Origin of the sequence: Azospirillum ramasamyi (assembly GCF_003233655.1) — a bacterium.
Lineage (GTDB): Bacteria > Pseudomonadota > Alphaproteobacteria > Azospirillales > Azospirillaceae > Azospirillum > Azospirillum ramasamyi.
In genome coordinates, this window is sequence record NZ_CP029829.1 from 957,855 (window position 1) to 984,339 (window position 26,485).

At 68.3% G+C, this 26,485-nt stretch carries 24 protein-coding genes; 9 read left to right on the plus strand and 15 right to left on the minus strand.

Annotated features, from left to right (window positions below; genetic code table 11):
- The first annotated feature begins 3 nt into the window (after positions 1-3).
- Positions 4-1,230, plus strand: coding sequence for a LysM peptidoglycan-binding domain-containing M23 family metallopeptidase (locus DM194_RS04355; RefSeq protein ID WP_246024287.1), 1,227 nt, complete (start codon positions 4-6; stop codon positions 1,228-1,230).
- On the opposite strand, the gene DM194_RS04360 is transcribed toward DM194_RS04355, so the two are convergent.
- Entirely contained in the window at positions 1,187-2,074 is an 888-nt protein-coding gene (locus tag DM194_RS04360) for an ATP-binding protein (RefSeq protein WP_111066096.1), read from the minus strand. The genes DM194_RS04355 and DM194_RS04360 overlap by 44 nt on opposite strands.
- Positions 2,075-2,299: 225 nt before the next feature.
- On the opposite strand from DM194_RS04360, the gene yajC reads away from it, so the two are divergent.
- From yajC to DM194_RS04380, 4 genes are all read left to right on the plus strand, one after another.
- On the plus strand, positions 2,300-2,731 hold the full coding sequence (gene yajC / locus DM194_RS04365) for a preprotein translocase subunit YajC (RefSeq protein ID WP_111066097.1): 432 nt from the start codon (positions 2,300-2,302) through the stop codon (positions 2,729-2,731).
- Between the two features lie 121 nt (positions 2,732-2,852).
- Positions 2,853-4,451 (plus strand): protein translocase subunit SecD, encoded by a 1,599-nt coding sequence (gene secD / locus DM194_RS04370; protein WP_111066098.1) that lies wholly within the window; start codon positions 2,853-2,855, stop codon positions 4,449-4,451.
- 11 nt (positions 4,452-4,462) lie between these two features.
- On the plus strand, positions 4,463-5,419 hold the full coding sequence (gene secF / locus DM194_RS04375) for a protein translocase subunit SecF (RefSeq protein ID WP_111066099.1): 957 nt from the start codon (positions 4,463-4,465) through the stop codon (positions 5,417-5,419).
- Between the two features lie 30 nt (positions 5,420-5,449).
- Positions 5,450-5,827, plus strand: a complete 378-nt coding sequence (locus DM194_RS04380; protein WP_111066100.1) for an Mth938-like domain-containing protein — start codon at positions 5,450-5,452, stop codon at positions 5,825-5,827.
- Positions 5,828-5,972: 145 nt separating this feature from the next.
- Here the strand turns inward: DM194_RS04380 and DM194_RS04385 are convergent, their stop codons facing one another.
- The 4 genes from DM194_RS04385 to DM194_RS04400 all read right to left on the minus strand — a co-directional run bounded on the left by DM194_RS04385 (position 5,973) and on the right by DM194_RS04400 (position 9,822).
- Positions 5,973-6,566 (minus strand): superoxide dismutase, encoded by a 594-nt coding sequence (locus DM194_RS04385; RefSeq protein ID WP_111066101.1) that lies wholly within the window; start codon positions 6,564-6,566, stop codon positions 5,973-5,975.
- Positions 6,567-6,572: 6 nt separating this feature from the next.
- Positions 6,573-7,955, minus strand: a complete 1,383-nt coding sequence (gene hpnE / locus DM194_RS04390) for a hydroxysqualene dehydroxylase HpnE (protein WP_111066102.1) — start codon at positions 7,953-7,955, stop codon at positions 6,573-6,575.
- Positions 7,956-8,879 carry a presqualene diphosphate synthase HpnD gene (gene hpnD / locus DM194_RS04395; protein WP_111066103.1) on the minus strand — a complete coding sequence of 308 codons (924 nt, stop codon included), beginning with the start codon at positions 8,877-8,879 and terminating at the stop codon, positions 7,956-7,958. It abuts the gene before it with no gap.
- A gap of 70 nt (positions 8,880-8,949) precedes the next feature.
- Positions 8,950-9,822, minus strand: coding sequence for a squalene/phytoene synthase family protein (locus DM194_RS04400; protein WP_111066104.1), 873 nt, complete (start codon positions 9,820-9,822; stop codon positions 8,950-8,952).
- A 123-nt stretch (positions 9,823-9,945) separates the two neighbouring features.
- On the opposite strand from DM194_RS04400, the gene DM194_RS04405 reads away from it, so the two are divergent.
- Positions 9,946-10,800 carry a phytoene/squalene synthase family protein gene (locus DM194_RS04405; RefSeq protein ID WP_111066105.1) on the plus strand — a complete coding sequence of 285 codons (855 nt, stop codon included), beginning with the start codon at positions 9,946-9,948 and terminating at the stop codon, positions 10,798-10,800.
- Positions 10,801-10,934: 134 nt separating this feature from the next.
- Here the strand turns inward: DM194_RS04405 and trmFO are convergent, their stop codons facing one another.
- From trmFO to DM194_RS04440, 7 genes are all read right to left on the minus strand, one after another.
- On the minus strand, positions 10,935-12,278 hold the full coding sequence (gene trmFO, locus DM194_RS04410; RefSeq protein WP_111066106.1) for a methylenetetrahydrofolate--tRNA-(uracil(54)-C(5))-methyltransferase (FADH(2)-oxidizing) TrmFO: 1,344 nt from the start codon (positions 12,276-12,278) through the stop codon (positions 10,935-10,937).
- Positions 12,279-12,311: 33 nt separating this feature from the next.
- A complete protein-coding gene (locus DM194_RS04415) occupies positions 12,312-12,719 on the minus strand; it encodes a nucleotidyltransferase substrate binding protein (RefSeq protein ID WP_111066107.1) in 408 nt (135 codons plus the stop codon).
- On the minus strand, positions 12,707-13,012 hold the full coding sequence (locus tag DM194_RS04420) for a nucleotidyltransferase family protein (protein ID WP_111066108.1): 306 nt from the start codon (positions 13,010-13,012) through the stop codon (positions 12,707-12,709). Before DM194_RS04420 ends, DM194_RS04415 begins: the two co-directional genes overlap by 13 nt.
- A gap of 132 nt (positions 13,013-13,144) precedes the next feature.
- Positions 13,145-13,339: a hypothetical protein gene (locus DM194_RS04425; RefSeq protein ID WP_111066109.1), complete on the minus strand. Its 195-nt coding sequence runs from the start codon at positions 13,337-13,339 to the stop codon at positions 13,145-13,147.
- 62 nt (positions 13,340-13,401) lie between these two features.
- A complete protein-coding gene (gene uvrA / locus DM194_RS04430; RefSeq protein ID WP_111066110.1) occupies positions 13,402-16,269 on the minus strand; it encodes an excinuclease ABC subunit UvrA in 2,868 nt (955 codons plus the stop codon).
- A 169-nt stretch (positions 16,270-16,438) separates the two neighbouring features.
- Complete coding sequence (locus DM194_RS04435; protein WP_111066111.1) at positions 16,439-18,055, minus strand: CYTH and CHAD domain-containing protein; 1,617 nt, start codon at positions 18,053-18,055, stop codon at positions 16,439-16,441.
- Positions 18,056-18,154: 99 nt separating this feature from the next.
- Positions 18,155-18,673, minus strand: a complete 519-nt coding sequence (locus DM194_RS04440; protein WP_111066112.1) for a SixA phosphatase family protein — start codon at positions 18,671-18,673, stop codon at positions 18,155-18,157.
- A gap of 189 nt (positions 18,674-18,862) precedes the next feature.
- On the opposite strand from DM194_RS04440, the gene DM194_RS04445 reads away from it, so the two are divergent.
- Entirely contained in the window at positions 18,863-21,010 is a 2,148-nt protein-coding gene (locus DM194_RS04445) for an RNA degradosome polyphosphate kinase (protein ID WP_111066113.1), read from the plus strand.
- 23 nt (positions 21,011-21,033) lie between these two features.
- Entirely contained in the window at positions 21,034-22,584 is a 1,551-nt protein-coding gene (locus tag DM194_RS04450) for a Ppx/GppA family phosphatase (RefSeq protein WP_111066114.1), read from the plus strand.
- Between the two features lie 333 nt (positions 22,585-22,917).
- On the opposite strand, the gene DM194_RS28605 is transcribed toward DM194_RS04450, so the two are convergent.
- Complete coding sequence (locus DM194_RS28605; RefSeq protein WP_246024288.1) at positions 22,918-23,049, minus strand: SDR family NAD(P)-dependent oxidoreductase; 132 nt, start codon at positions 23,047-23,049, stop codon at positions 22,918-22,920.
- Positions 23,050-23,321: 272 nt separating this feature from the next.
- Here DM194_RS28605 and DM194_RS04460 point away from each other — a divergent pair, with 272 nt between their 5' ends.
- Entirely contained in the window at positions 23,322-24,533 is a 1,212-nt protein-coding gene (locus DM194_RS04460; protein WP_111066115.1) for a DUF2252 family protein, read from the plus strand.
- On the opposite strand, the gene DM194_RS04465 is transcribed toward DM194_RS04460, so the two are convergent.
- Positions 24,509-25,768 carry a CCA tRNA nucleotidyltransferase gene (locus tag DM194_RS04465; RefSeq protein ID WP_111066116.1) on the minus strand — a complete coding sequence of 420 codons (1,260 nt, stop codon included), beginning with the start codon at positions 25,766-25,768 and terminating at the stop codon, positions 24,509-24,511. The genes DM194_RS04460 and DM194_RS04465 overlap by 25 nt on opposite strands.
- A gap of 54 nt (positions 25,769-25,822) precedes the next feature.
- On the minus strand, positions 25,823-26,476 hold the full coding sequence (locus DM194_RS04470) for a CoA pyrophosphatase (RefSeq protein ID WP_111066117.1): 654 nt from the start codon (positions 26,474-26,476) through the stop codon (positions 25,823-25,825).
- Between the last annotated feature and the right edge of the window lie 9 nt (positions 26,477-26,485).

Below are 26,485 nucleotides of genomic sequence, written 5' to 3' on the forward strand. Positions count from 1 at the left end.
GCCATGTCCGCTCGCCTTCTGCCGGCCCTGGTCCTGTCCACCGCCGTCCTGGCACTCGGTGCCTGCGAACGGGTGGGCGGGCTGGCCCCCTTCACCCATATGTCCGAAGTGCCGGAATCGGCCGGCGGCGCCATCACCGTGCAGAAGGGCGACAGTGCCTACAGCCTGTCCCGCCGCTACAATGTGCCGCTGCGCGACCTGATCGAGGTGAACAGGCTGTCGCCGCCCTACCGTCTGGAGATCGGGCAGCGGCTGGTCCTGCCGACCTCGCGCCAGTACATCGTGCAGAAGGGCGACAGCCTCTACAGCATCTCGCGCATGCACAATGTGGATGTCAGCGAACTGACGCGGCTGAACAACCTGTCGCCGCCCTATGGCGTGCAGGCCGGCCAGCCCCTGCGCCTGCCGGGTGCGAACGACGGCGGCGGCACCATGATCGCTTCGGCTCCCGCCACCGGCGGCGCCATGCCGCTGACGCCGCAAGGCTCGCCGGCCGGGCGCGGTGCGGTCCAGGCGGTCGAATTGCCGCCGCCGGGCGCGTCCTCTTCCGGCGGCATCTCCGCCACGCCGCTGCCGCCGCCGCCGAAGTCGGGCATTGCCGCCGAACCGGCGCCGGCCCCGACCGGGCAGGTCGCCGCGGGCGACACCACCTATCAGCCGGGACAGGCGCCGACCATGCTGCGCCCGCCGGGAGCCAAGCCGGTCCCGACCCCGATCCCGCCGCCCGCCGCCGCGCCGCAGCAGGAAGTCGCCGCCGCCGCGCCGCCGAAGCCCGAGCCTAAGGCGGACTCCGCCACGCCGTCGCGCGGCGGCCGTTTCCTTTGGCCGGTGAATGGCAAACTGATTTCCGGCTTCGGGCCGAAACCCGACGGACTGCACAATGACGGCCTGAACATTGCTGCACCGAAGGGCTCCCCGGTGGTCGCCGCCGACAGCGGCGTGGTCGCCTATGCCGGCAACGAACTGCGCGGCTTCGGCAATTTGCTGCTGCTGAAGCATTCCGACGGCTGGATCACCGCCTACGCCCATCTCGACAAGATCGAGGTGGAGCGCGGCGCCGCGGTGAAGCGGGGGCAGGTGATCGCCCGGGTCGGCCAGACCGGCGGCGTGTCCACGCCCCAGCTCCATTTCGAGCTGCGCAAGGGCAGCCAAGCCGTCGACCCGAGCACTCAGATGGACCGCAAGGTCAGCGAAGGGGCTGCCCTAGACGACCGGCCAGGTCCTGGATGAACTGCCAAGCCACCCGGCCAGACCGGCTTCCGCGCGTGACGGACCATTCGATGGCTTCCGCGCGCAGCCGGTCGGCCGGGATTTCCAGGCCGAAATGGCGGACGTAGCCGTCGATCATGGCGAAATAGGTGTCCTGGTCGCAGTTGTGGAAGCCCAGCCACAGGCCGAAGCGGTCCGACAGCGATACCTTCTCCTCCACCGCCTCGGCCGGGTTGATGGCGGTCGAGCGTTCGTTCTCGATCATGTCGCGCGGCATCAGGTGGCGGCGGTTCGAGGTGGCGTAGAACACCACATTGTCCGGCCGCCCTTCGATTCCGCCGTCCAGCACCGCCTTCAGCGACTTGTAATGCGCGTCGTCATGGTCGAAGGACAGGTCGTCGCAGAACAGGATGAAGCGGCGCGGCTCGCCCTTCAGCCGCGCCAGCAGGCGGGGCAGGGTGGGAATGTCCTCGCGGTGGATTTCGACCAGCGCCAGTTCGCCCGGCCGTTCGAGGCAGATGGCGGCGTGGGCGGCCTTGACCAGCGAACTCTTGCCGGTACCGCGCGCGCCCCACAGCAGGGCGTTGTTGGCGGGCAGGCCGGCGGCGAAGCGCCGCGTGTTGTCCAGCAGGATTTCCCGCTGCCGCTCGATGCCCTGCAGAAGCAGGATGTCGACGCGGTTCACCACCGGAACCGGCTCCAGGCGGTCGGGATCGGGATGCCACGTGAAGGCATCGGCCGCGGTGAAGTCCAGCGGGCGGTCCGGCGGCGGGGCCAGCCGTTCCAGCGCCTCCGCGATGCGGGTCAGCAGGGGAATCAGGGCCTGGTCGGCACCGGCACCGGAGCCAGCGAAGGGTTGCGACATGATTCTCCGCATGTTTTTTCTGGATGTTCCATGGAAAGTGGGCGCCTGCGCAGCCATCTCTCCGACGCCATCGCACCGTAACACAGCAAGGCAAGCACACAAGCCGTGGCGGCTCCACGGAATGTGGAGCATCACCATTGCATCCCGGTCATGGGCGTTTATAGTCGCGGCGTCCCGGCGGAACGCCGATCCGGTGCCGAGATCAAACCTGTAAGGAGCTTTCAGATGTTCGTTTCGACGGCTTATGCACAGACGGCGGCGCCGGCTGGCGGCGGCAGTGACATGCTCGTCCAGTTTTTGCCACTGATCCTGATCTTCATCGTCTTCTATTTCCTGCTGATCCGTCCGCAGCAGAAGAAGATGAAGGAGCATAAGGCCATGCTCGCGGCCATCCGCCGCGGCGATCGCGTCGTGACCGGCGGCGGCATCATCGGCGTCGTCACCAAGGTCGCCGACGACGAACTGACCGTCGAAATCGCCGAGAACGTGCGCGTGCGCTGCCTGCGCTCCACCGTGAACCTCGTGCTTGCCAAGACCGAGCCGACCGGCAAGTCCGGCGGCGACTCCACCCCCGCCGCCACCACGGAGGAAGGCGAGAGCAAGCCGGCCGACACCCCCGCCGCCGGCGGCATCGGCAAGCTGTTCGGCCGCAAGTAAGCCGCGCTTCCTCTCACGCGGGCCAGCCCGAAAGCGCTTCCCACCCGGATCGGTCGGCCGCCGCCCAGCCGCGGCGAACCGGCCGGGCCTGCGCGGGTGTCTGATCGGATTCGAGTGACGCATGCTCTATTTTTCGCGCTGGAAGATTTACATGATCCTGGCGATCTGCATCGCCGGCTTCATCATGGTGCTGCCCAACTTCCTGGGCCGCGATACGCTGGCCGCGCTGCCGTCCTGGTATGCGCACAGCAAGGTGTCCCTGGGCCTCGACTTGCGCGGCGGATCGCATCTGTTGCTCGAGGTCGACATGGCCACCGTCATCCGCGACCGGGTGGAGGGGCTGGTCGACGGCGCTCGGCAGCAGCTGCGCACCGCCAATATCGGCTACACCTCGCTGACCGCCGGCGAGCGCTCCGTAACCGTCCAGCTGCGTGACCCGGCGCAGGCCGAGGAGGCGGTGAAGGTACTCCGCGAGCTCGCCACCCCGGTGGGCGGGTCGGCGCTGAGCAGCGGGCAGCCCGACCTGAATGTGTCGGTCAACGGCAGCACCGTGACCCTGACGTTGAGCGAGGCCGCGCTGCGCGAACGCGCCACCCAGGCCGTCGAGCAGTCGATCGAGATCGTCCGCCGCCGCATCGACGAAACCGGCGTGAACGAGCCGACAATCGCCCGCCAGGGCAACGACCGGATCCTGGTCCAGCTGCCCGGCGTCGAGGAACCCGACCGGATCAAGCGGCTGCTCGGCACCACCGCCAAGATGACCTTCCGGCTGGTCGACATGAACGCCGACCCCAACACCGGCCGCGCCCCTCCGGGCTCCGAGATCCTGCCCTCGACCGAAGGCGACCGCTACCAGTCGAAATACGTCATCCGCAAGAAGGTCGAGGTCGACGGCGCCACGCTGAAGAACGCGTCCGCCGGCACGAATCCGCAGACCGGCGAATGGGTGGTGAACTTCGAATTCAACACGGCGGGCGCCAACCGCTTCGCCGAAGTGACCAGGCAGAATGTCGGCCGGCCCTTCGCCATCGTGCTCGACAACAAGGTGATCAGCGCACCCGTCATCCGCGAGCCGATCACCGGCGGACGCGGCCAGATCAGCGGCAACTTCACCGCCGCCAACGCCAACGACCTCGCCGTCCTGCTGCGTGCCGGCGCCCTGCCTGCCCCGCTGAAGGTGATCGAGGAGCGGACCGTCGGTCCCGACCTGGGCGCCGATTCGATCCGTGCCGGCCTGACCGCCGTCGCCGTCGGCTTCGTCCTGGTCTGCGCCTACATGATTGCGTCCTACGGGCTGTTCGGCTCCTTCGCCTGCATCGCGCTGTTCGTGAACATCGTGCTGACGCTGGCGGCGCTGTCGCTGCTGCAGGCGACGCTGACGCTGCCGGGCATCGCGGGCATCCTGCTGACGCTTGGTCTTGCGGTCGACGCCAACATCCTGATCAACGAGCGTATCCGCGAGGAGACGAAGAAGGGCCGCGGCGTCTTCGCGTCGATGGAGGCCGGCTTCAGCCGCGCCTACAGCACGATCGTCGACTCCAACCTGACGACGGCGATCAAGATGTCGCTGCTGTTCATCTTCGGCACCGGCACCATCAAGGGCTTCGCCGTCACCATCACCTTCGGCATTCTCATCTCCATGTTCACCGCCACGGTGCTTGTGCGCCTGATGATGGTGACGTGGCTGCGCCGGACGCGTCCGGCCGTGTTGCCGGTCTGAGAGGTCTTCCGATGTTCCATCTCCGCCTCGTCCCCGACAACACCAAGATTCCCTTCATGAACGGCCGCATCGCCGGCCTCGTCGTGTCGGCGGTTTTGTCCCTCGCATCGGTTTTCCTGTATTTCTATCCGGGTCTGAATTACGGAATCGATTTCCGCGGCGGCATCGTGATCGAGGCGCGGACGCCCCAGGCGGCCGACTTCTCCTCTCTGCGCCATACCCTGTCCGGCCTCGGCATGGGACAGGTGGCGCTGCAGGAGTTTGGATCGCCACAGGACGTGCTGATCCGCCTGGAACGCCAGCCCGGCGACGACGCCGCCCAGCAGGTCGCCGCCGACAAGGTGCGCAGCACGCTGGCGGAAGCACTTCCCGGCACCCAGGTGCGCCGCGTGGAGGCCGTCGGCGCCTCTGTCAGCGGTGAACTGTTCGCCAACGGCATGTTGGCGCTCGGCCTGTCGATGCTGGCGATGCTGATCTACATCTGGTTCCGTTTCGAATGGCAGTTCGGCTTGGGCGCGGTGGTCACGCTGTTGCTGGACATCACCAAGATCGTCGGCTTCTACGCGATCACCGGACTCCAGTTCAATCTGGTGGCGATCGCTGCGATCCTGACCATCATGGGCTATTCGGTGAACGACAAGGTCGTGGTCTACGACCGTATGCGCGAGAACCTGCGCCTCTATAAGAAGATGCCGCTGCGCGAGCTGATCGACCGCTCGATCAACGAGACGCTGAACCGCACGCTGGGAACCTCGGTGTCCACCCTGCTGTCGATCATTCCGCTGGCGCTGTTCGGCGGTGAAGCTCTGCAGGACTTCGGCATCGTGCTGATCTTCGGCGTTATCCTTGCGACCAGTTCGTCCGTGTTCATCGCGGCGCCCATCTTGCTGTTCCTCGGCGAGAATCGCCTGCGGCGCGGCAGCCAGACCGACGCGGCGGAGGGCAACACCCCGGCCACCACGCCGTAACGCCGGAACACAGAGTTAGGAGAGGGCAGCATGGCCGACATCATGCCGATGATCCCGTCCGACCGTCAGGTCATCGACGGCTATGGTCCGGGGCAGTTCTGCGTCTCCGGCCAATGGCGCGTCGGCGCGGTCGTCGTGCTGCCCGACCGCACCCTGGCCTGGGAGGCGACCGACGCCGCCGCCCTGACCCTGGAGCATTTCGCCATGGTGCTGGCGGCCGAGCCGAAGGTGGAAATCCTTCTGCTCGGCACCGGCCCGACCATGACGATGATCCCCAAGGCGCTCCGCCAGAGCCTGCGCGAGCAGGGCGTGGTGGTGGAGCCGATGGACAGCCGCGCGGTGTGCCGGACCTACAACGTCCTGCTCGCCGAAGGGCGGCGGGTGGCGGCGGCGATGCTGCCGGTGTAGGCGGCGAAGCCCTCGGCCCCGGAATGAACAAAGGCGCCCCATTCAGGGCGCCTTTGCTTTTGGCGGGCGCCTTGCGGCGCCAGCCCTCCACCCCGGTCCCCCCTGCTGGCGCAGGGGAGGGGGATGGAGTGCGTCCGTCGGAACGTTACGCAGCCAGCTGCTCGGCGGCGAAGTCCCAGTTGGCGAGGTTGTCGATGACAGCCTTCACGAAGTCGGCGCGGCGGTTCTGGAAGTCGACGTAGTAGGCATGCTCCCACACGTCGATGGTGAACAGCGGCTTGTGGCCGTGCGCCAGCGGGGTGTCGGCGTTGCCGGTCTTGCCGATCTTCAGCTTGTCGCCGTCCAGGTACAGCCAGGCCCAGCCGGAGCCGAACTGGGTCAGGGCGGCCTGGGTCAGCTCTTCCTTGAACTTCTCGACGCTGCCGAAGTCGGCGACGATCCGCTGCTCCAGGGCCGCCGGCATCTTGCCGCCGTCCTTCTTCAGGCACTGCCAGAAGAAGGTGTGGTTCCACACCTGGGCGGCGTTGTTGAAGATGCCGACCTTGGAGGCGTCACCGGCCGAGGCCTTGATGACCTCCTCCAGGCTGGCATTGGCCAGCGGGGTGTCCTTGGTCAGGTTGTTCAGGTTGGTGACATAGGTCTGGTGGTGCTTGTCGTGGTGCAGGTGCAGCGTCTCCGACGAGATGTACGGAGCCAGCGCATCGTACGCATACGGAAGCGGCGGAAGTTCGAACGCCATTTTACTTCACCCTCTCTTCTTTGATTGTCCTTCCGGGCCGGGCCTTGCGAGCACGGCACCTCCGTCCGTCCAAATAGGCCGATGACGGAAGCTTGTGAAGGCCGGAAACAGTCCTGAACGTCTTATAGGGTTATTTCCGCTCGACAAAGCGGCCTCAGCCGCCCGGTTTCCCGAGCGGATGGCCGCCTCCAACGTGGCTGGAAGTCCCGTTTCCGTCCAGTCTCCGGCCAGTGTCAGGTTGCGCCAGCGGGTTCGCGGTCCCGGCCGGCGCGCGACCGATTCGGGCGACTGATCCGGCGTCGCCCGCCTCTCCTTCACCAGCCGGAAGGGCCGAATCGGGCCCCCGAGTCGCTGGTCCTGGCCGAGATGCGGGGCGATCTCCGCCCACAGCGTCGCAGCGGCCTCCTCGGCCGGAAGCGCGGCCAGCGCGTCGGCATCGCTGACGGTGACGGACAGCAGGTCGTCGCGGGCGAACAGCCATTCCGCCGTCCCGCCGACCAGCCCAAGGAATGGCAGGCCGCCGGGCAGCCGGACCGGGCCGTCCAGCCGGACATGCAGGTTGACGATGGCCGCGCCCGGTGGCGGCGCCGTCAGGCCCGGCACCAGCCGTTCCGCCGCCCAGGCCGGGGCGGCGACGATCACCCCGTCAGCCGGACCCAGCGCCACGGCGCTGCCACCCGCCGAAAGTCCGGTCACGCGGTCGCCGCTAAAGGTCAGGCCGTCCACCCGCGAACCGAGATGCACCGCCGCTCCGGCCGCGCGCAGGCGGGCCAGCGCCGGATCGACGAAGGCGGCGGACAGGCCGCGCGGCGCCAGCACCGGGCGGCAGGCCGCCTCGCCGCGCAGCAGCGTCTCGCGCAGCACCGCGCCGAACAGGCGGGCGGAGATGCGCTCCACCGGTCCATTGAGGGCGGAGACCGCCAGCGGGCGCCACAACGGCCCGAACAGCCGGCCATCGGGCGGCAGGAGATCGGCGACGGAGTGATCCTTGCCGGCGGTCAGGGTGCGCAGGGCGGCGAGATAGTCGAGGGGCCGGCTGCCGGGAACCCGCCGCGCCGGATCGAACAGCCACAGCCCGCCGGGCCGCAAGGTCCAGGCGGCGCCGTCACGCAGGTCCAGGAAGGGGAAGGCGGCCGGGCGGACCTCCTCCAGGGCTTCGCCGCCGCCGGTGCGCCGGGCATAGTCGAGGAGCGCCCGGTTGCCGCTGAGCACCATATGGCTGCCGTTGTCGATCGAGCGGCCGAGCGTTGCGTCGTGAAAGCTGCGGCAGCGTCCGCCGGCCTGCGGGGCCTGCTCGTGGACCACCACCCGCCTGCCGGCTTCCGTCAGCCTTACGGCGGCTGCGAGACCGGCCAGCCCCGCGCCGATCACATGGACGGTGGGAGTCATTCAGGTGGCCGGCGGCATGCCGAGCATGCAGCGCACCGCCACCCAGGCGCTTTCCCGCCGCCCGACCCGGACACGGGCGTTCAGGTCGCGCCAGCCGGCCGCGCGCAGGCGCCGCAGCAGCCGGTGATACAGCACCATCATTGCCGTCGCCGCCCACAGCGAACCCCGCGCCTGCCCGGCGATCGCCGCCCTGGCCTCGGCAAAGCGGGCTTCGGCGAGGTCCGCCAGCGCCTCGCAGACCTGCGGCAGGGCATGGTGCGCCAACACCTCCGCCGGCCGGTCGCCGTCGATGCCGGCGGCCAGCAGAAGCTCGCGCGGCAGGTAGAGCCGGTCGAGTTCGGCATCTTCGGCCAAATCGCGCAGGATGTTGGTCAGCTGCAGGGCTTCGCCCAGCGCCAGGGCGAACCGCTCGGTCGAGGGATCGGCGCGGTCGAAGACACGGATGGCCAGCATGCCGACCGCGCCGGCGACGCGGCGGCAATAGAGGCGCAGGGTGTCGAGGTCGGGGGCGCGCATGCCGCCGGCAGCCTCTTCCGCCACATCCATCGCCATGCCGTCGATCAGCGCCTCGAACTCCGCCCGCGGCAGGCCGTAGCGCTCGATGGCGCCCTTCAGCGCGGCGGTGAGCGGACCGTTGGGGGCGCCGCCGACATAGAGGTCACGGATGTCCCGCCGCCAGAGGTCGAGCGCCGCGCGCTTGGCGGCGGGGTCGCCCGGTTCGTCGGCTATGTCGTCGATGCGGCGGCAGAAGGCATAGATGGCGAACATCGCAGCCCGCTTGGACGCGGGCAGCAGACGCATCGGCCAGTAGAAGGTGCTGCCTGATCTGGCGGTGACGGAAGAGGCCGTATCGGGTGTCTCTTTGTCCGGCAACGTCGTGGATACCGGTTCCAGCGGGGACGTCTCCAGCGGTGGAGGGGTCATCTGTCGCATCCTGGGCATTGCACGCGGTGACGTGCGTGGCGTAGCACGTCGTGACGTGTGGCCCGGGAGTTTATGCGGCGGAGAAGCTTCGCGCCAGTCCCCGCGCCACCGCCGCCAGCTTGTGGTGCGTGCCCAGCGTGACCTTGGCCTTCATCGGGTCGCGCGCCTTCAAACGCCGCGACAGCGACTCGGCGAGGCTGAGGATCACCGCCGCCTCCATCCGCAGGCCGCGGTGCTGGATCAGGCCGGGCAGGGCCGCCGCCCGTTCCAGCAGGCGGTCGGTATGCTCCAGCGCCTGATCGAAGATCGCGCGCATGCGGACGTCGCTCTCGCATTCGACCAAACGCTCGACGCTGATGCCGGCGTCGTCGAACCAGACCAGCGGAATGTAGCAGCGGCCGAGTTGGGTCCAGTCCTCGCGCGCGTCCTGCAGATGGTTCAGCACCTGCAGCGCGGAGCAGAGCGCGTCGGAGGCCGGCCCTGCGGCCACCCCCTCGCCATGCAGCTCCAGCAGGTAGCGGCCGACCGGGTTGGCGGAGAAGCGGCAATACAGCAGCAGGTCGCTCCAGCTGTGGCAGCGGGCGCCGACCGCGTCGCGGCGGAAGGCGCGCAGCACCTGCCGGGCATGGCGGTCGCTGACGCCGGTCTGCTGCAGGCTCTCGCGCAGCACGGTCGCCGGCTTCAGGTAGGCGTGCTTGGCCTGGCCGGAGACAAGCGCCCGTTCAAGCGCCTCCAGATAGGCCAGCTTGGTCTCCGGTTCGAGATCGGGATCGTCGGCGATGTCGTCGGCCAGCCTCACGAAGCCATAGAAGGCGATCACATGCGGGCGCAGGTGCTTCGGAATCAGGCGGGAGGCGACCGGGAAATTCTCCCCGGATTCGTCCTTGCGGGCGACCGGGCCGGTCTTGCGGGGCTTCGTCGGGGCGATGTTGAAATCCGTCATGGGATCCCTGCCTGCTGCGCGTCGGGGCTGGCGGTGCGACCTTGTGTGCTTCATATAGGCCTGGAAACAGGCTTTGGCCCGTCCTTCCGTCGATCCTCCCCACTTTTTCCAATCAGGCATCCCATGGTGAAGGCTGCGACCGACCTGTCCTATTGCGGACGGGAGGTTCGGAAATATGACAACGACCACTTTCTGGCAGGTCTGTTCACTCCTACCGAAAGGCGAGAAGCGATGTTCGCACTCTACGCCTTCAACCTGGAGATCGCGAAGACCCGGGAGGTCGTCAGCGAACCGATCCTGGGCCAGATGAGGCTTCAATTCTGGCGTGACGGCATAGAGGCGGTCTATGAGGACGGACCCGTCCCCCGCCATGGCGTGATGGATCCGCTGGCCGAGGCGGCCCGCGGGCTGGGGCTGAGCCGCGTCCTGTTCGACCGGCTGATCGACGCGCGGGAGGCCGACCTGGACGACACGCCGCCGGCCGACCTGACCTGCCTCGTCAACTATGCCGAGGTAACCGGGGCGCCGCTGGTCCAACTGGCGCTCGAGATTTTGGGCGTGCGGGACGAGGCGGCGATGGCGGCCGGGCGTCATGTCGGCATCGCCTATGCCCTGGCCGGCATCCTGCGCGCGGCGCCGTTCCTGGCCCGCCAGAATCGCCAGCGCCTGCCGGAAGATCTGATGCAGCGCCATGGCGCCCGAAGCGAGGATCTGTTCGCCGGCCGTTTCAGCGCGGAACTGCGGTCGGTGGTGGGCGAGATCGCCGATGTGGCGCGCAGGCATCTGGACGAGGCGCGCGCCCTGCGCCGTCAGGTGCCGAAGGCGGCGGTGCCGGCGCTGCTGCCGGCCACGCTTGCCGACCTGCATCTGGGCGTGATCGCGCGGGAGCGCAACGACGTGTTCGTCCCGCGCGTGCTGCTGCCCAACCCGTTCCGGCAGATGAAGCTGGGCTGGGCGGCGATGCGCGGGCGCTACTGACGCCCGCGCGACTATGCTTGCCCTCGGACGGCGGGGGCGGCCGTCCGGCCGCTTGCCTTCGCAGGCACGGGCCTGCTGGGCCGCAGTCGCGGCCCTTATCGCCGGGCGCAAGTCGGAACTTGCGCTAGGCGGTATCAGTCCTTGAGCCAGCCGTCGAGGTCGGCCAGTGCCCGGCGGGTGTAGGCAAGCTTGCGGTCGCGGCCGCGGATCTTGTCGTCGACCGGCGGGAAGAGGCCGAAATTGACGTTCATCGGCTGGTAGGTCTCGGCCTCCGCCCCGCCGGTGATGTGGCCGAGGATGGCGCCCAGCGCGGTGGTGACGGGCGGCTTCGTAATCTCCCGGCCCAGGCGTTCCGCCGCGGCGAAGCGGCCGGCGAGCAGGCCGACGGCCGCGCTCTCCACATAGCCCTCGCAGCCCGTGACCTGCCCGGCGAAGCGCAGGCGGGGCAGCGACTTCAGCCGCAGGGCGCCGTCCAGCAGGCGCGGGCTGTTCAGGAAGGTGTTGCGGTGCATGCCGCCCAGCCGGGCGAACTCGGCATTCTCCAGGCCGGGGATCATGCGGAAGATCCGCGCCTGTTCGGCGTGGCGCAGCTTGGTCTGGAAGCCGACGAGGTTGTAGAGCGTGCCCAGCGCATTGTCCTGGCGCAGCTGGACCACGGCATAGGGGCGGCGTTCCGGCTTGTGCGGGTTGGTCAGGCCGACCGGCTTCATCGGGCCGTAGCGCAGGGTGTCGACTCCGCGCTCCGCCATCACCTCGATCGGCAGGCAGCCTTCGAAGTAGGGGGTGTTCTTCTCCCACTCCTTGAAGTCGAGCTTCTCGCCCTCGATCAGGGCGGCGATGAAGGCGCGGTACTCGTCCTTCTCGAAGGCGCAGTTGATGTAGTCCTTGCCGGTGCCGCCGGGGCCAGGCTTGTCGTAGCGCGACTGGAACCACGCCTTCGACAGGTCGATGCTCTCCAGATAGACGATGGGAGCGATGGCGTCGAAGAAGGCAAGAGATTCCTCGCCGGTGTGGTCGCGGACGGCTTCCGCCAGGGCGGGGGAGGTGAGGGGGCCGGTGGCGACGATGACGCTGTCCCACTCCTCCGGCGGCAGGCCGGCGACCTCCTCGCGCTGGAGGGTGATGAGGGGATGCGAGGAGACGGCCTCCGTCACCGCATCGGCGAAGCCGTCGCGGTCCATGGCCAGCGCGCCGCCGGCCGGCACCTTGTTCGCGTCGGCGCAGCGCAGGATCAGCGAGCCGCAGCGCCGCATCTCCTCGTGCAGCAGACCCACCGCGTTGTATTCGGCGTCGTCCGACCGGAAGGAGTTGGAGCAGACCAGCTCCGCCAGCTTGTCGGTATCGTGGGCCTCGGTCTTGCGGACCGGCCGCATCTCGTGCAGCACGACGGGCACGCCGCGCGAGGCGAGCTGCCACGCGGCTTCCGAACCGGCGAGACCGCCGCCGATGACATGGACGGGGCGAAGGGTGTCGGTCATTGGACTTTCCAGGATACTGTAAGAGCAGGCGGATCAGGGGCGGGTTATGGCGCTCCGCATCGCCAAGATCCAGGCCTCAATCAATGCGGCATGGGCGGGAAGGCGCGAAAACAGCTCGTTCGCCTTTTCCTCATCGTAGGTATGAACCGTCAGGTTCCGGTCGTTCATCATCGCCATCGCCGCTTCCGCCTGCTCCTCCGTCAGGAAACCGGCGATCTGGCTTTCGCGCACCATGGCCTTCGGACTTGCCGAAGTCAGTCGTTCAGCGCCCGTCTCGTCGGCGATGACCGACCTCGCGGCTTTCCAGACGGTTTCGGTCGCCAAGGTGAACCGCAGAATCGCGGAATCGCGGACCACATCGTCAACCGGCCGATTGAGAACGTCTTGAAGACGGCCAAGGGCTTGGCGTGCCGTGTCGAGTTTTCGGTCTACCTTGTCCATTCGATGCCTTCCCGCTCGACCTCTTGCCGGAATTCACCTCGGGCGGAACGGAGATCGACGACATCGACGAAGTAGGGAACGGTGCTTTCCTCCAGCGCCTCGGCGATCTCGCCGATCAATCCGGGGGGCAGTGGTTCCATTGGATCTATCGCGACGTCGATGTCGCTCCAATGCCCGACATCGCCACGCGCGCAGGAGCCGAACAGATAGACGCGCGCGGGGTGTTCCGCCAAATGATCGAACACGATGCGTTTGACGGTGTCGAGCGCGCGCAGGCGTACCGGGTTCATCATCCGGCCAGTTTACCACGACTCAGGCCGGGAATCGCGCATAGGAAAAAACCGGCCTCCACAGGGAAGGCCGGCCGCAAGTCGATCAGGAGTCAATCAGAACATCCAGTCAGAACCGTAAAACCGAGCGGGCGCTCACTCGCTCTTGGTCGTCGTGCTGCGTTCGATGGTGGTGGCGCCGGTCGGCGCCGGGGTCGCCGTGGTCGAGCCGTAGCTCGGCGTGGTGGTCGTGGTGGTCGTCGTGCTGGTGGTGGTGCCGTCGGAGCCGCAGGCGGCCAGCAGCAGTGCGGCGCCCAGGGCGGCGCCGGCACCGGTCACGATCGTCTTCATGCGCCTCATCTCCCATGCAGTGCGAACTCTGCCGGGGAGAACGCGGCGCAGCTTGCGTTTGTTCACGCCCTCTTTCGGGTTGCCGATTTCCGCACCGCCGGCTTCGCCTTCAGGTAGGGGGCGAGGTACCGGCCGGTGTAGCTGCGCTCCACCTTCGCGACATCCTCCGGCGTGCCTTCGGCGACGATCTCGCCGCCGCCGGTGCCGCCCTCAGGCCCCAGGTCGATGATCCAGTCGGCGGTCTTGATGACCTCCAGATTGTGTTCGATCACCAGCACCGTATTGCCCTGGTCGACCAGCGCATGCAGCACCTCCATCAGCTTTTCGACATCGGCGAAATGCAGGCCGGTGGTCGGCTCGTCCAGGATGTACAGCGTGCGTCCGGTGGCGCGGCGGCTGAGTTCCTTGGACAGCTTGACGCGCTGCGCCTCGCCGCCCGACAGGGTGGTCGCCGCCTGTCCGATGTGGATGTAGCCGAGGCCCACCCGTTCCAGAGTGTCCATCTTGTCGCGGATGCCGGGGACCGCCTTGAAGAACTCCTTGCCTTCCTCGACCGTCATGTCCAGCACGTCGGCGATGGTCTTGTCGCGGTAGGTGACTTCCAGCGTCTCGCGGTTGTAGCGCTTGCCGTGGCAGACGTCGCAGGTGACGTAGACGTCGGGCAGGAAGTGCATCTCGATCTTGATGACGCCGTCGCCCTGGCAGGCCTCGCAGCGCCCGCCCTTGACGTTGAACGAGAAACGGCCGGGTCCGTAGCCGCGCGCCTTCGATTCCGGCAGGCCGGCGAACCAGTCGCGGATCGGCGTGAAGGCGCCGGTGTAGGTGGCGGGGTTGGAGCGCGGGGTGCGGCCGATCGGCGACTGGTCGATGTCGATGACCTTGTCCAGATGCTCCAGACCCAGCACCGCGTCATGGTCCGCCGGATGCTCGCGCGCACCCATCAGCTTGCGCGCCACCGCCTTGTACAGCGTCTCGATGATCAGCGTCGACTTGCCGCCGCCCGACACGCCGGTCACGCAGGTGAAGGTGCCGAGCGGGATCCTGGTCGAGACATTCTGCAGGTTGTTGGCGCGGGCGCCCCGCACCTCCAGGAACTGGCCGGGATGGCCGGGCCGGCGGGTGTCGGGGACCGGGACGAAGCGGGTGCCGTTCAGGTATTGGGCGGTGATGCTGTCGGGGTTCTTCTGAACCTCCTCCGGCCTGCCCTGGGCGATGACGGTGCCGCCGTGCTGGCCGGCGCCGGGGCCCATGTCGACCAGATAGTCGGCGCTGCGGATGGCGTCCTCGTCATGCTCGACGACGATGACGGTGTTGCCGATGTCGCGCAGACGCTTCAGCGTTTCCAGCAGCCGGTCGTTGTCGCGCTGGTGCAGGCCGATGGACGGCTCGTCCAGCACATAGAGCACGCCGGTCAGGCCGGAGCCGATCTGCGACGCCAACCGGATCCGCTGGCTCTCGCCGCCGGACAGGCTGCCGGACCCACGGCTGAGCGTCAGGTAATCGAGGCCGACGGCGTTGAGGAAGCCGAGCCGCTCGTTGATCTCCTTCAGGATGCGGTAGGCGATCTCGCGGTCCTTCGGGCGCAGATGCTCGTTCAGCTCGCTGAACCAGGCACCGGCGCCGGCGATGGACAGTTCCGCCGCCTCGGAGATGTTGCGGCCGCGGATCTTGACCGCCAGCGCTTCCGGCTTCAGCCGCGCGCCCTTGCAGACCTCGCAGGGCTGGGACGACTGGTACTTGGACAGCTCGTCGCGGGTCCAGGCGCTGTCGGTCTCGCGGTACCGCCGTTCCAGGTTGTTGACGATGCCCTCGAACGCCTTGTTGGTCTGGTAGCGCCGCAGGCCGTCGTCATAGGTCATGGTGATGGCCGCCCCGTCCGAGCCGAACAGGATGGTCTGGCGCACCTTATCCGGCAGTTCCTGCCAGGGCGTGGTCATCGCGACGCCGAAATGCTCGCAGATGCTCTCCAGCGTCTGGTCGTAGTATTTGGAGCTCGAGCCCGCCCACGGCGCGATGGCGCCCTTGGCCAGCGGCAGCCGCTCGTCAGGGACCACCAGCATCGGGTCGAAATAGATCTTGCTGCCCAAGCCGTCGCAGGCCGGGCAGGCGCCGAACGGGTTGTTGAAGGAGAACAGCCGCGGCTCGATCTCCGGGATGGTGAAGCCGCTGACCGGGCAGGCGAATTTCTGCGAGAAGACGGTCATCTCGTTGGTTTCGGCGTTCTCGACCCAGACGATGCCGTCGGCAAGCCCCAGCGCGGTTTCCAGCGAATCGGCCAGACGGTTGCCCAGCCCCTCGCGCACCACGATGCGGTCGACCACCACCTCGATGTCGTGCTTCAGCTTCTTGTTGAGCGCCGGCACCTCGTCGATCTCGTATGTGGTGCCGTCGACCCGCACGCGCTGGAAGCCGCGCTTGCGCAGGTCCTGGATTTCCTTCCTGTACTCGCCCTTCCGGCCGCGGACGAAGGGCGCCAGCAGCAGCAGGCGCGTGCCCTCCGGCATCGCCATGATGCGGTCCACCATCTGGCTGACCGTCTGGCTTTCGATCGGCAGGCCGGTGGCCGGCGAATAGGGGATGCCGACCCGCGCCCACAGGAGGCGCATGTAGTCGTAGATCTCCGTCACCGTACCGACGGTGGAGCGCGGATTCTTCGAGGTCGTCTTCTGTTCGATGGAGATGGCCGGCGACAGCCCCTCGATCGAATCGACGTCGGGCTTCTGCATCAGCTCCAGGAACTGGCGCGCGTAGGCCGACAGGCTCTCCACGTAGCGCCGCTGTCCCTCGGCATAGATGGTGTCGAAGGCGAGCGAGGATTTGCCCGATCCCGACAGGCCGGTGATGACGATCAGCTCGTCGCGCGGCAGATCCACATCGACGTTCTTCAGGTTGTGTTCCCGCGCGCCGCGGACGCTGATGTACTTGTTCATGGAGTGTTCTTTTACCCGAAGCCCATCCGGATGGAAAGTGGCAAGCAGCCGCACCGCATGACGAAAAACGGACCGCCCGGCCGGGTCTCTTGCGGGACCGCCGGACGCCGGCCGGCTGACGATATAAGCGCGGGGTGCGGCATTGCCACCGGCGCCCGGCGCGGGTCGGTCATGACCAGAAGGGCGGTACGGCGCGGAAGCGCTTCCACAGCTCGGGCAGGGTCTTGCGCCGCTTGTCTGACCGGCGCTCGATCCAGGCGGCGACGGCGGCGACCGTCTTCCTGTCCGCGCCCTTCAACTCGCCCAGCATGCGGGCTCCGGTGACGGCGTCCTGCTCGGCGTCCAGCGCCGCCTGCAGCGGCTCCAGCGCCGCGAAGAAGGGCAGTACGGCGGCTTCCGGATAGAGGCCGCGGAAGAAGTCGGCGGTGTAGCGCAGGCTGCGCAGCCGGCGGCGCAGCTTGTCGCGGCCCTTGGCATCCTCCGGCGGCTTGGGCGTCTTGCCGAGCTTCGCCATGCGCACGGACAGCCAGCCGCCGGCCAGCGTGGCGACCGGCGCCGACAGCATGGCGCGGCGGTTGCCCTCGGCCTGCGACACCCAGCGGCCATGCTCCAGCCACGCGCCAAGTCCCAGGAGCATGGTGGTGCAGCCGGGCGCCAGGATCGCCGCCATCGCTTCCCGCGCCGGACCGGCTCCGGCGGAGCGGGCGAGGGCGGCCAGCCGGTCGAGCGCCGCGCCGTCGATGCCCGGCAGTGCCGCGCGGTCGGCGAGCAGCGGATCGATGACGTCGGACATCAGCACGTCCCAGCCCCGCGCCGGCCCGAGCCGCTTCGCCAGCGCCCGGCTCTCCTCCACCAGACGGTCGGCTTCGGGGGAGGCGATCAGCGGCGCGAAGAGGCGGTGGGCGATGCGCAGCCGGCGCAGCGCGACGCGCATCCGGTGCAGCCCTTCCACATCGCTGCCGCCGAGCGCACAGGCCTCGTTGGCGAGGAACTGGCGCAGCGCGTGGCGCAGGATGTGGCGATAGGCCTCGGCGACCGTGGTCAGGGGCGACAGGCCCAGCGGCTCGGCTTCCACCGGTCCGGGCGCCCTGCCGGTGACCAGCCGGAGTCCGGCCTCCGCCTTGCTCTCGTTGCCGATGCGCATGGGGACGGCGGCCTGCAGCGTCAGCGCCAGTTCGAACAGGCTGGCGACCTTTCCGGCCTTCAGCTCCAGTTCCACCTCGCTGATCGGCAGAGAGTTGCCGCCGGCATAGACCCGCCCGTCGTCGACCGCCATCTCCACCGCCGTCAGCGGATCGGGACGGAGCAGCAGGGTGGTGCGGTTGAAGTCGGTGATGAACAGGCAGTCCAGATCGTCGAGAGCCGCCGCCGGCACCAGACCGGCGACGCCGGGGTCGGTCAGCACGCCGCGGTCCACCGCTTCGCCCGCAACGATCCAGTCCCACTCCCGCCGCACCGCGACCGCGGCGGAATCGCCGGGGCTGGCGCTGTTGACCGTTTTCAGCGTCTGGACGAAGCGGTCGCCCTCCTGCCGCACGCGCAGCGCCACCCCGTTGGCAGCCAGCTTCAGGTCCGGCGTGTCGAAATAGGCGGTGCGCAGGCGCTGCGTCGCCGCCGGCCCATCGGCCAGCGCCAGCAGCGCCGGCAGCGAGGCGACCCGCGCCAGATCCGCCGACGCCGCATGGAGCTTCAGCTCCACCTCGCGGACGGCGGGGGCGGATGGCTGCGCATCGGGGACGGCAGACGGCTTGGCGGAGGGCTTGGCGGGCGGAACGACGGGTGGCAAGGGGCGGGGTCCTCCCGAATCCGGCCGGAATGGCCTGACGGCCAGAGCGGTCTGGAATTGAACAGGTGGCTCCGTGGATACTCCAACCGCCGCCGCAGGTTAAGTGAGTTTACGCGGCTGCACAAAATCCGCCAGCCGGCCGGCGCCGAGCTCAAGGTCGGCCCAATGCAGGGTTTCGAAGACCAGGACGGCGCAGGCGCCGGACGGAAACTTGCTGCCCATGGCATGGCGCAGGTGGTGGTCGCCGCTGCCGGTCAGCGCGTTCGCCAACTCGTGCAGATCGGGGTTGTGGGCCACCAGCATCAGGCCGGTCGCGGAATCCGGCGCGTCGCGCAGCCGTTCCAGAAGGGTGCGGGCGCCGCACAGATACAGGCCGCGTTCATGCTCGACCGGCGGGTAGGGCGCGCCCATCGCCGCCATCACCCGCTTGCGCGTCTCCACCGCCCGGACCGCGGTGGAGCACAGGACGAGGTCGATGCGGGCATGATGCCTGGCGAGATAGCTGCCGACCAGCGACGCAGCCTTCTCCCCGCGGGCGCTCAGGGGGCGGTCGTGGTCGTCCAGCGACGGATCGTCCCAGGTGGATTTGGCATGGCGCAGCAGGAACAGCGTCTTCATGGCGGGATTCGGTCGGATTTAGCTGGCCGGAAGGTGGAGAAGGGGTGGAGATGGCCTGGATCATCGCCAAATGGGAGTCCTGAAACCGTAACGCATATGGGATACTCTGTCTGCCCACCATATCATGGTTGCCCAAGGCACCGCTTCGCGGCCGGGGGCAGACGGGGTCCCAGAATTTCAGAGGTTGACGTGACGCAACTCCAGGAACTCGAGTCGGTCGGCATCGAGCCCAACGCTCCGGAACGCTTCATCAATCGGGAGTTGTCGTGGCTGGCCTTCAACCAGCGCGTCCTGGACGAGGCCGCCAATCCGAACCACCCGCTTCTGGAACGGCTGCGCTTCCTGTCGATTTCCGCCAGCAACCTCGACGAATTCTACATGGTCCGCGTCGCCGGTCTGAAAGGCCAGGTGGCCGCCGGGGTCAAGGCGCCGAGCCCGGAGAATCTCACGCCCGCCCAGCAGCTGACGGCGGTCAAGCAGCGCATCGCCGCGTTGATGGACAGCCAGCAGACGATGTGGCGCACGCTGAAGGGCGAACTGCGCGAGGCCGGAATCTCGGTCGTCGATCCGAGCGAGCTCAGCGAAGGCGAGCTGGACTGGCTGGAGGCCAAGTTCCTCGACGACATCTTCCCGATCCTGACGCCGATAGCGGTCGATCCGGCCCACCCCTTCCCGTTCCTGCCGAACCTGGGATTCTCGCTGGCGCTGCAGCTGCACGATCCGGTCAAGGGCCGGCACATCGACGCGCTGGTGCCGCTGCCCACGCAGCTGGAACGGTTCATGCGCCTGCCGGGTTCGGACATCCGCTTCATCCAGCTGGAAAAGGTGGTGATGCAGTTCATCGACCGCCTGTTCCCTCCGTTCCAGGTCAAGGCGCACGGCGTCTTCCGCGTGCTGCGCGACAGCGAGATCGAGATCGAGGAGGAGGCGGAGGATCTGGTCCGCACCTTCGAAAGCGCGCTGAAGCGCCGCCGCCGCGGCAGCGTCATCCGGCTGGCGACCGACAGCGGCATGGCGGCCGATCTGCGCGAATTCCTGCGCCATGAACTGAACGTGGCGTCGGACGACGTCTTCATCCTGGATGGGCTGATCGGCCTGACCGACACCAAGCTGCTGATCGTCGACGAGCGGCCGGACCTGGTTTTCCGCCCCTTCAACGCCCGCTTCCCCGAGCGGATCCGCGATTTCGGCGGCGATTGCTTCGCGGCGATCCGCCACAAGGACATCGTGGTGCACCACCCCTACGAATCCTTCGACGTGGTGGTGCAGTTCATCCGGCAGGCGGCGCGCGACCCCCAGGTGGTGGCGATCAAGCAGACGCTGTACCGCACCAGCAAGGACAGCCCGATCGTCGCCGCCCTGATCGAGGCTGCGGAGGCCGGCAAGTCGGTGACCGCGCTTGTGGAGCTGAAGGCCCGCTTCGACGAGGAGGCCAACATCCGCTGGGCGCGCGACCTCGAGCGCGCCGGCGCCCAGGTGGTCTACGGCTTCGTCGATCTGAAGACGCACGCCAAGGTGTCGCTGGTGGTGCGGCGCGAGAAGAAGGCGCTGCGCAGCTACGTCCATTTCGGCACCGGCAACTATCACCCGATCACGGCGAAGGTCTACACCGACCTGTCCTTCTTCACCTGCGACCCAGCGCTGTGCCACGACGCCGCCGTCATGTTCAACTTCATGACCGGCTACGCCACGCCCAAGGTTCTGGAGAAGATCGCCATCGCGCCGATCACCCTGCGCCAGCGCCTGTCCGACCTGATCGAGGGGGAGATCGCCCATGCCGCCGCCGGCCGTCCGGCCGCGATCTGGGTGAAGCTGAACTCCCTGGTCGATCCGGTCATCATCGACAAGCTGTACAAGGCGTCCCAGGCCGGGGTGCAGATCGACATGGTCATCCGCGGCATCTGCTGCCTGCGGCCGGGGGTGAAGGGGCTGTCGGAGAACATCCGGGTGCGCAGCATCGTCGGCCGATTCCTGGAGCACGGCCGCGTCATCTGCTTCGGCAACGGCCATGGCCTGCCCAGCAACCAGGCCAAGGTCTTCATTTCCTCGGCCGACTGGATGACCCGCAATCTGGACCGTCGAATCGAAACCCTGGTGCCCATCGAAAATCCGACGGTGCACGAACAGGTGCTCGACCAGATCATGGTTGCCAACTTCAAGGACGATGCAAGCACCTGGAAGCTCGGCCCCGATGGCGTGTACCATCGGATCAAAGCTGGCCCTGACGCGTTCAGTGCCCATAATTACTTTATGACCAACCCCAGCCTGTCGGGCCGGGGCAGCGCGCTCAGCAGCAAGCGCACGCCGCCGCGGCTCATGCTGCACGCGGTGACCTGAGGACGGGTGACGGGAGTCTGGGTATGAGCAAGGACATTCGCGCGGCCGCCGTTCCAGGCGACGTTTCCGCCAACTGGAATGGGACGGCCGGCGGTCCGGCGGAGCGTGTCGGCGTGATCGACATCGGCTCCAACTCGATCCGTCTCGTCGTCCATGACGGGCTGACCCGCGCGCCGCTCGCCCTGTTCAACGAGAAGGTGCTGTGCGGCCTCGGCCGCGGCGTGGAGAAGTCGGGCCTGCTGAACCCCGACGGCGTCGTCCAGGGGCTTGCCGCGCTGGAACGCTTCGCCACGCTGGCCCAGGGCATGCGCGTCGGCCGGCTCGACGTGATCGCCACCGCCGCCGTGCGCGACGCCCGCGACGGCGCCGCCTTCGTCGATGCCATCCGCCGCCGCGCCGGCCTGACCGTCCGCGTCATCAGCGGGGAGGAGGAGGCGCGGCTGTCCGCCATGGGCGTGCTGTCCGGCACTCCCGGCGCCGACGGCCTCGTCGGCGATCTCGGCGGCGGCAGCCTGGAACTGGTCACGCTCGACCGCGGCGTGATCGGCAAGCAGGTGACGCTGCCGCTCGGTCCCTTGCGGCTGATGGAGGTCGGCGCGTCCAAGGGCGGTCCGGCCAGGCTGATCGACCAGCATCTGGAATCACTGCCTTGGCTGTCGGCAATGAAGGGGCGGCCCTTCCACCCGGTCGGCGGAAGCTGGCGCGCCATCGCCAAGCTGCATATGGAGCAGTCCGGCCATCCGCTGCACATCATCCACCACTACACCATCGCGGCATCCGACGCGCGGGAGTTCACGTCCCTGATCGGCCGGCAGAGCCGCTCGTCGCTGGAGAAGATGGCGGGATCGCGCCGCCGGCTCGACACGCTGCCCCTCGCCGGGCTGGTGATGGAGCGACTGCTGCGCATCGTCCAGCCGTCGAAGCTGGTGTTTTCCGCCTACGGGCTGCGGGAAGGCCTCCTCTATTCCCTGCTGTCGCCGGAAGGCCAGCGGGAGGATCCGCTGATGGCCTCGGCCGCCGATTGGGCCCGCCGCTTCGTAAGGATGGGCGATCCCGCCCTGCTGATGTCGTGGACGGCCGGGCTGTTCGCCGGCGAGGACGACAACGCCATCCGCCTGCGCCATGCCGCCTGCCTGCTGAGCGATGTCGGCTGGGCCGACCATCCCGACTACCGGGCCGAGCATGCCTTCCTGCGCGTGCTGCGCTACCCGTTCCCGGCGCTCGACCATGACGAGCGGGCTTTCCTGGCGCTTGCCGCCCATGCCCGCTATTCGGGCACCATCGACGTGCCGCTGACCGCGCCGGTCCGCACCCTGGTGACGGAAGGGCAGGGGATGAAGGCGCTGGTGCTGGGCCTGGCGCTGCGCCTCGCCCACACGCTGTCTGGCGGCGCCACGGCGCTGCTGGAGCGGACCAGCCTGAAGGTCGGCGACGGGCGCATCGTGCTGACCCTTCCCGACGACGGCAGCGTGCCGTCCGGCGAAGCGGTGCAGCGCCGCATCGATGCGCTCGCCAAGGCGATGAATCTGAAAGGCGACGTGGTTCAGCCGCGGCGGCCGCAGGCGGCGGAGTAGGGCGGCAGGGCAGGCCGGCGAGGCCGTGTCAGGTTCTGGTGATGGAAACCGCGACCATCCACCGGAAGCGCCGCGCCGGTGGTGAAGCTGGAGGCGTCCGACGCCAGATAAAGCGCTGATTGGTGTCGATCACCCTGATGGCAATTCTCCGCCGTCATGTCGGGGATCGAGGTCTGCGCGCCCGGTGGTGCCGGCATTGTTGGAGGCGACATTCAGACCGCCGAACCGCCGCATGATGACCGCGACCGCTTCGCGCGACATCGGAGTCCTTGACGTCGCCGGCCACCACGACGGCTTCGGCGCCTCCGTCCCGGATTTCCTGCACCAGCCGCATCAGTTCGTTGAGACGCCGCGTGCCACGAGGACCAGCTTTGCGCCATGCTCGGCGAACAGCAGCGCCGTTTCGCGGCCGATCCCGGAACTGGCGCCCGGGACGATTGCGATCTTTCCATCGAGCTGTCCCATGTCCGACCTCCGTTGCGATGAACTGCCCGAGAATTGCGAACATGGGCCATGACCGGCTATCCGGTTCTTGCTTTCGAATTCGCAAGATCGGAACCACCCCGCTCCCATTTAATTTCCATAATCTTGCTTATGTGTTTTTTGTCTGTAGGCGCCGTAGCACCCCCTGAAGATCCTGCATGGCTGGGTCGTTGAGGCTCGCCCGGATGCCCCATGGCGGACCTCCCCCGCGTTGCCCATGTCCGGCCTCGCCCCTTCGGATCAGCGGATGGCCCATGTCGCCGAAAAACCTGCCCACCCAGCCTGACCAGCGCCAGGAGATTCTGGCCCGGCGCCGGAATCACAAGATGGCGGAATCCGCCCACGCCTATGTGCGCGGCAGCACGGTGAAGTTCTACGAATGGCTGGAGGAATCCGGCGGCAGAATCCCGGACGGTCCGCCGGTCTGGATCTGCGGCGACTGCCATGTCGGCAATCTGGGACCGGTTGCCAACGCCAAGGGCCGGATCGGCATCCAGATTCGCGACGTCGATCAGACCGTGATCGGCAACCCGGCCCATGACCTGATCCGGCTCGGCCTGTCGCTCGCCACCGCCGCGCGCGGTTCGGACCTGCCCGGCGTCACCACGGCGCTGATGCTGGAGCAGATGATCGAAGGCTATATGATGACCCTGGACGGCGAACTCGGCGGCGATGCCGTGCGCAAGAAGCCGTCGGTCGTCCGCGTCGGCATGCGGGAGGCCATCGGCCGCACCTGGAAGCATCTGGCCAGGGACCGCATCAAGGACATCCGGCCTTCCATCCCGCTCGGCAAGCGTTTCTGGCCGCTGACCGACGATGAGCGTGCGGAGGTGGAGGAGCTTTTCCGCAAGGATCAGGTGCGCCGTCTGGTGACCGCCCTGCACTCCCGCGATGACAATGACTGGATCGAGCTTCTCGACGCCGCCTATTGGGTGAAGGGCTGCAGTTCGCTGGGCCGGCTGCGGATCGCGGTGCTGCTCGGCGTCGGCGAGGGCCATTACGATGAGGGTGGCCTCAGCCTGATTGACATCAAGGAAGCGGTGCAGGCCGCCGCGCCGCGTGTCTCCAGGACCGGAATGCCGCGCGACAATGCCGAGCGCGTGGTCGCCGGCGCGGAGAATCTCTCGCCCCATCTCGGCGACCGCATGCGCCCTGCCCGCCTGCTCGACCGCGCCGTTTTCCTGCGTGAACTGCTGCCGCAGGACATCAAACTCGACTTCGACCACCTGACGCGGGAGGAAGCGACCCACGTCGCCTTCTTTCTGGCCGCCGTGGTCGGCAAGGCGCATGCCCGCCAGATGGACGAGGCGACGCGCAGATCATGGCGCGGCGAGCTGGCGCGCAACCGCACCAAGAGCCTCGACGCGCCGTCCTGGCTGTGGTCCAGCATCGTTGACCTGATCGTCGGCCATGAGGCGGCCTATCTGGAACACTGCCGCCGCTATGCCGAGCGTCCGGACGCCTGATCGCGCAGGCCGCGCGCCATCTCCAGGCAGGCGTCGCGGCCGGGCCGGAAGTCCTCGGCGATCCACCAGCCCTCAACCCGTTTCAGCATCTCGCCGACCGCCGGGCCGCGCGGGATGCCGAGATCCAGCAGGTCGCGGCCGGCGATCGGCAGGCGCAGGTCCGGCAGGTCGCCGGCCACTTCCAGCGCCCTCCGCAGGGCCATGAGGTCGAGCGGGCCACCATGGATGGCGGCGGCCATCATGAGCAGGTCGCCGAACAGCTCGCCGTCGCCGATGCGGTAAAGCCCCTGGCGCAGCGTCTTGCGGTCGTCGGACGGCGCCAGCGCCACCGGCGGCTCGACAAGCGCCAGCATCCGGTCGCGCTCGCGGTTCGACAGCCGGAGCGCTTCGGCGGCGCGGAGCGCTCCCGGCCGGTCGCTGTCCAGCACCGCGGCGAGCCGGCGGGTCGGATCGGGCGTGACGCCCAGGTCGCGCTCCACCGCGATCAGCCGGTCCAGCCGGCCGGTGTCCATCGCTTCCGGCAGCAGATGGACCATGATCCCCTGCCCCATCATCAGCCGCCAGACCGCCGCCGCGCAGGGTGCGGTCAGCAGGCGGAACAGCTCGCCCCGCACCCGCTCGCCGGACAGCGTCGGCAGGCGCGGCGCCAGTTCACGGCAGGCCGCCATCGCCTCGGCATCGGGTTCGCCGCGGCCGTAATGGGCATGGAAGCGGAAGAAGCGCAGCAGGCGCAGCACATCCTCCTCGATCCTCCGCCGCGCCTCGCCGACGAAGCGGACGCGCCCGGCGGCGAGATCGGCCAAACCGCCGAAGGGATCGAACATCGCGCCGTCCGGCGTGCAGCTCAACGCGTTCATCGTCAGGTCGCGGCGGGCGGCGTCCTCCACCCAATCGTCGGTGAACTCGACGCGGGCATGGCGGCCGAAATTCTCCACGTCGCGCCGCAGCGTGGTGATCTCATAGGGTTTGCCGCCGCACAGCGCGGTGACGGTGCCATGGGTGATGCCGGTCGGGATGACGCGGATGCCGGCGGCTTCCAGCAGTTCCATCACCCGTTCCGGCGGCGCATGGGTGGCGATGTCGATGTCCTTCACCGGCCGGCCCAGCCACGCGTCCCGCACGCAGCCGCCGACGAAGCGCGCGTCGGCGCCGCCGGCGTCGAGGGCGGCGAACACCGCCCGGCTTTCGGGCGCGGTCATCCAGGGCTGGGGCGACAGGCGTGCGGCGACGGTCATGGCGCGCGACGCTATCCGATTCCCAGGGTCCGATCCACCACCGTCAGCAGCCGGTCAGGGGGCACCCGACGAGGAGCCGCCCTCCCCGGCCTCGCGCGCGGCGGCGCCCAGCACGTCGCGCAGGTTGACCAGCATGCCGGCGGTCGCCCCCCAGATGTAGCGCTGCGGATAGGGAAAGGCGTAGAACCAGCGCGGCTTGCCCAGGAACTCGCGGCTGTGGCGCTGGGGGTTGGACGGGTCGAGGATGAAGGACAGCGGCACCTCGAACACCTCCGCCACCTCGGTCGGGTCGGGCGTCAGGATGAAGGGCGGCGTCACCACCCCCACCACCGGCGTCACCCGGAATCCGGTGCGCGTGACATAGGTGTCCAGCCGGCCGACGATCTCGATCCGGCCGCGCTCAAGCCCGATCTCCTCCGCCGTTTCGCGTAACGCGGTGTCCTCGGGACCATTATCCTCCGGCTCCATCCGGCCGCCGGGGAAGCTGATCTGCCCTGCATGCGAACTCAGCGTCGCGGTGCGCTGGGTGAAGATGACGGTCAATTCCTCCGGCCGGTCGACCAGGGGAACCAGCACCGCCGCCTCGCGCAGGGTGTCCGGCGGCCCCAAATCCGGGTTCAGATCATGGTCGCCGCGGATTTTGGCCGCGTGTTTCGGCGCCATCCGGTTCGACCGGACCGCGTTCTCCACCGCCGCATCGTCGCTCATGGCCGGAAA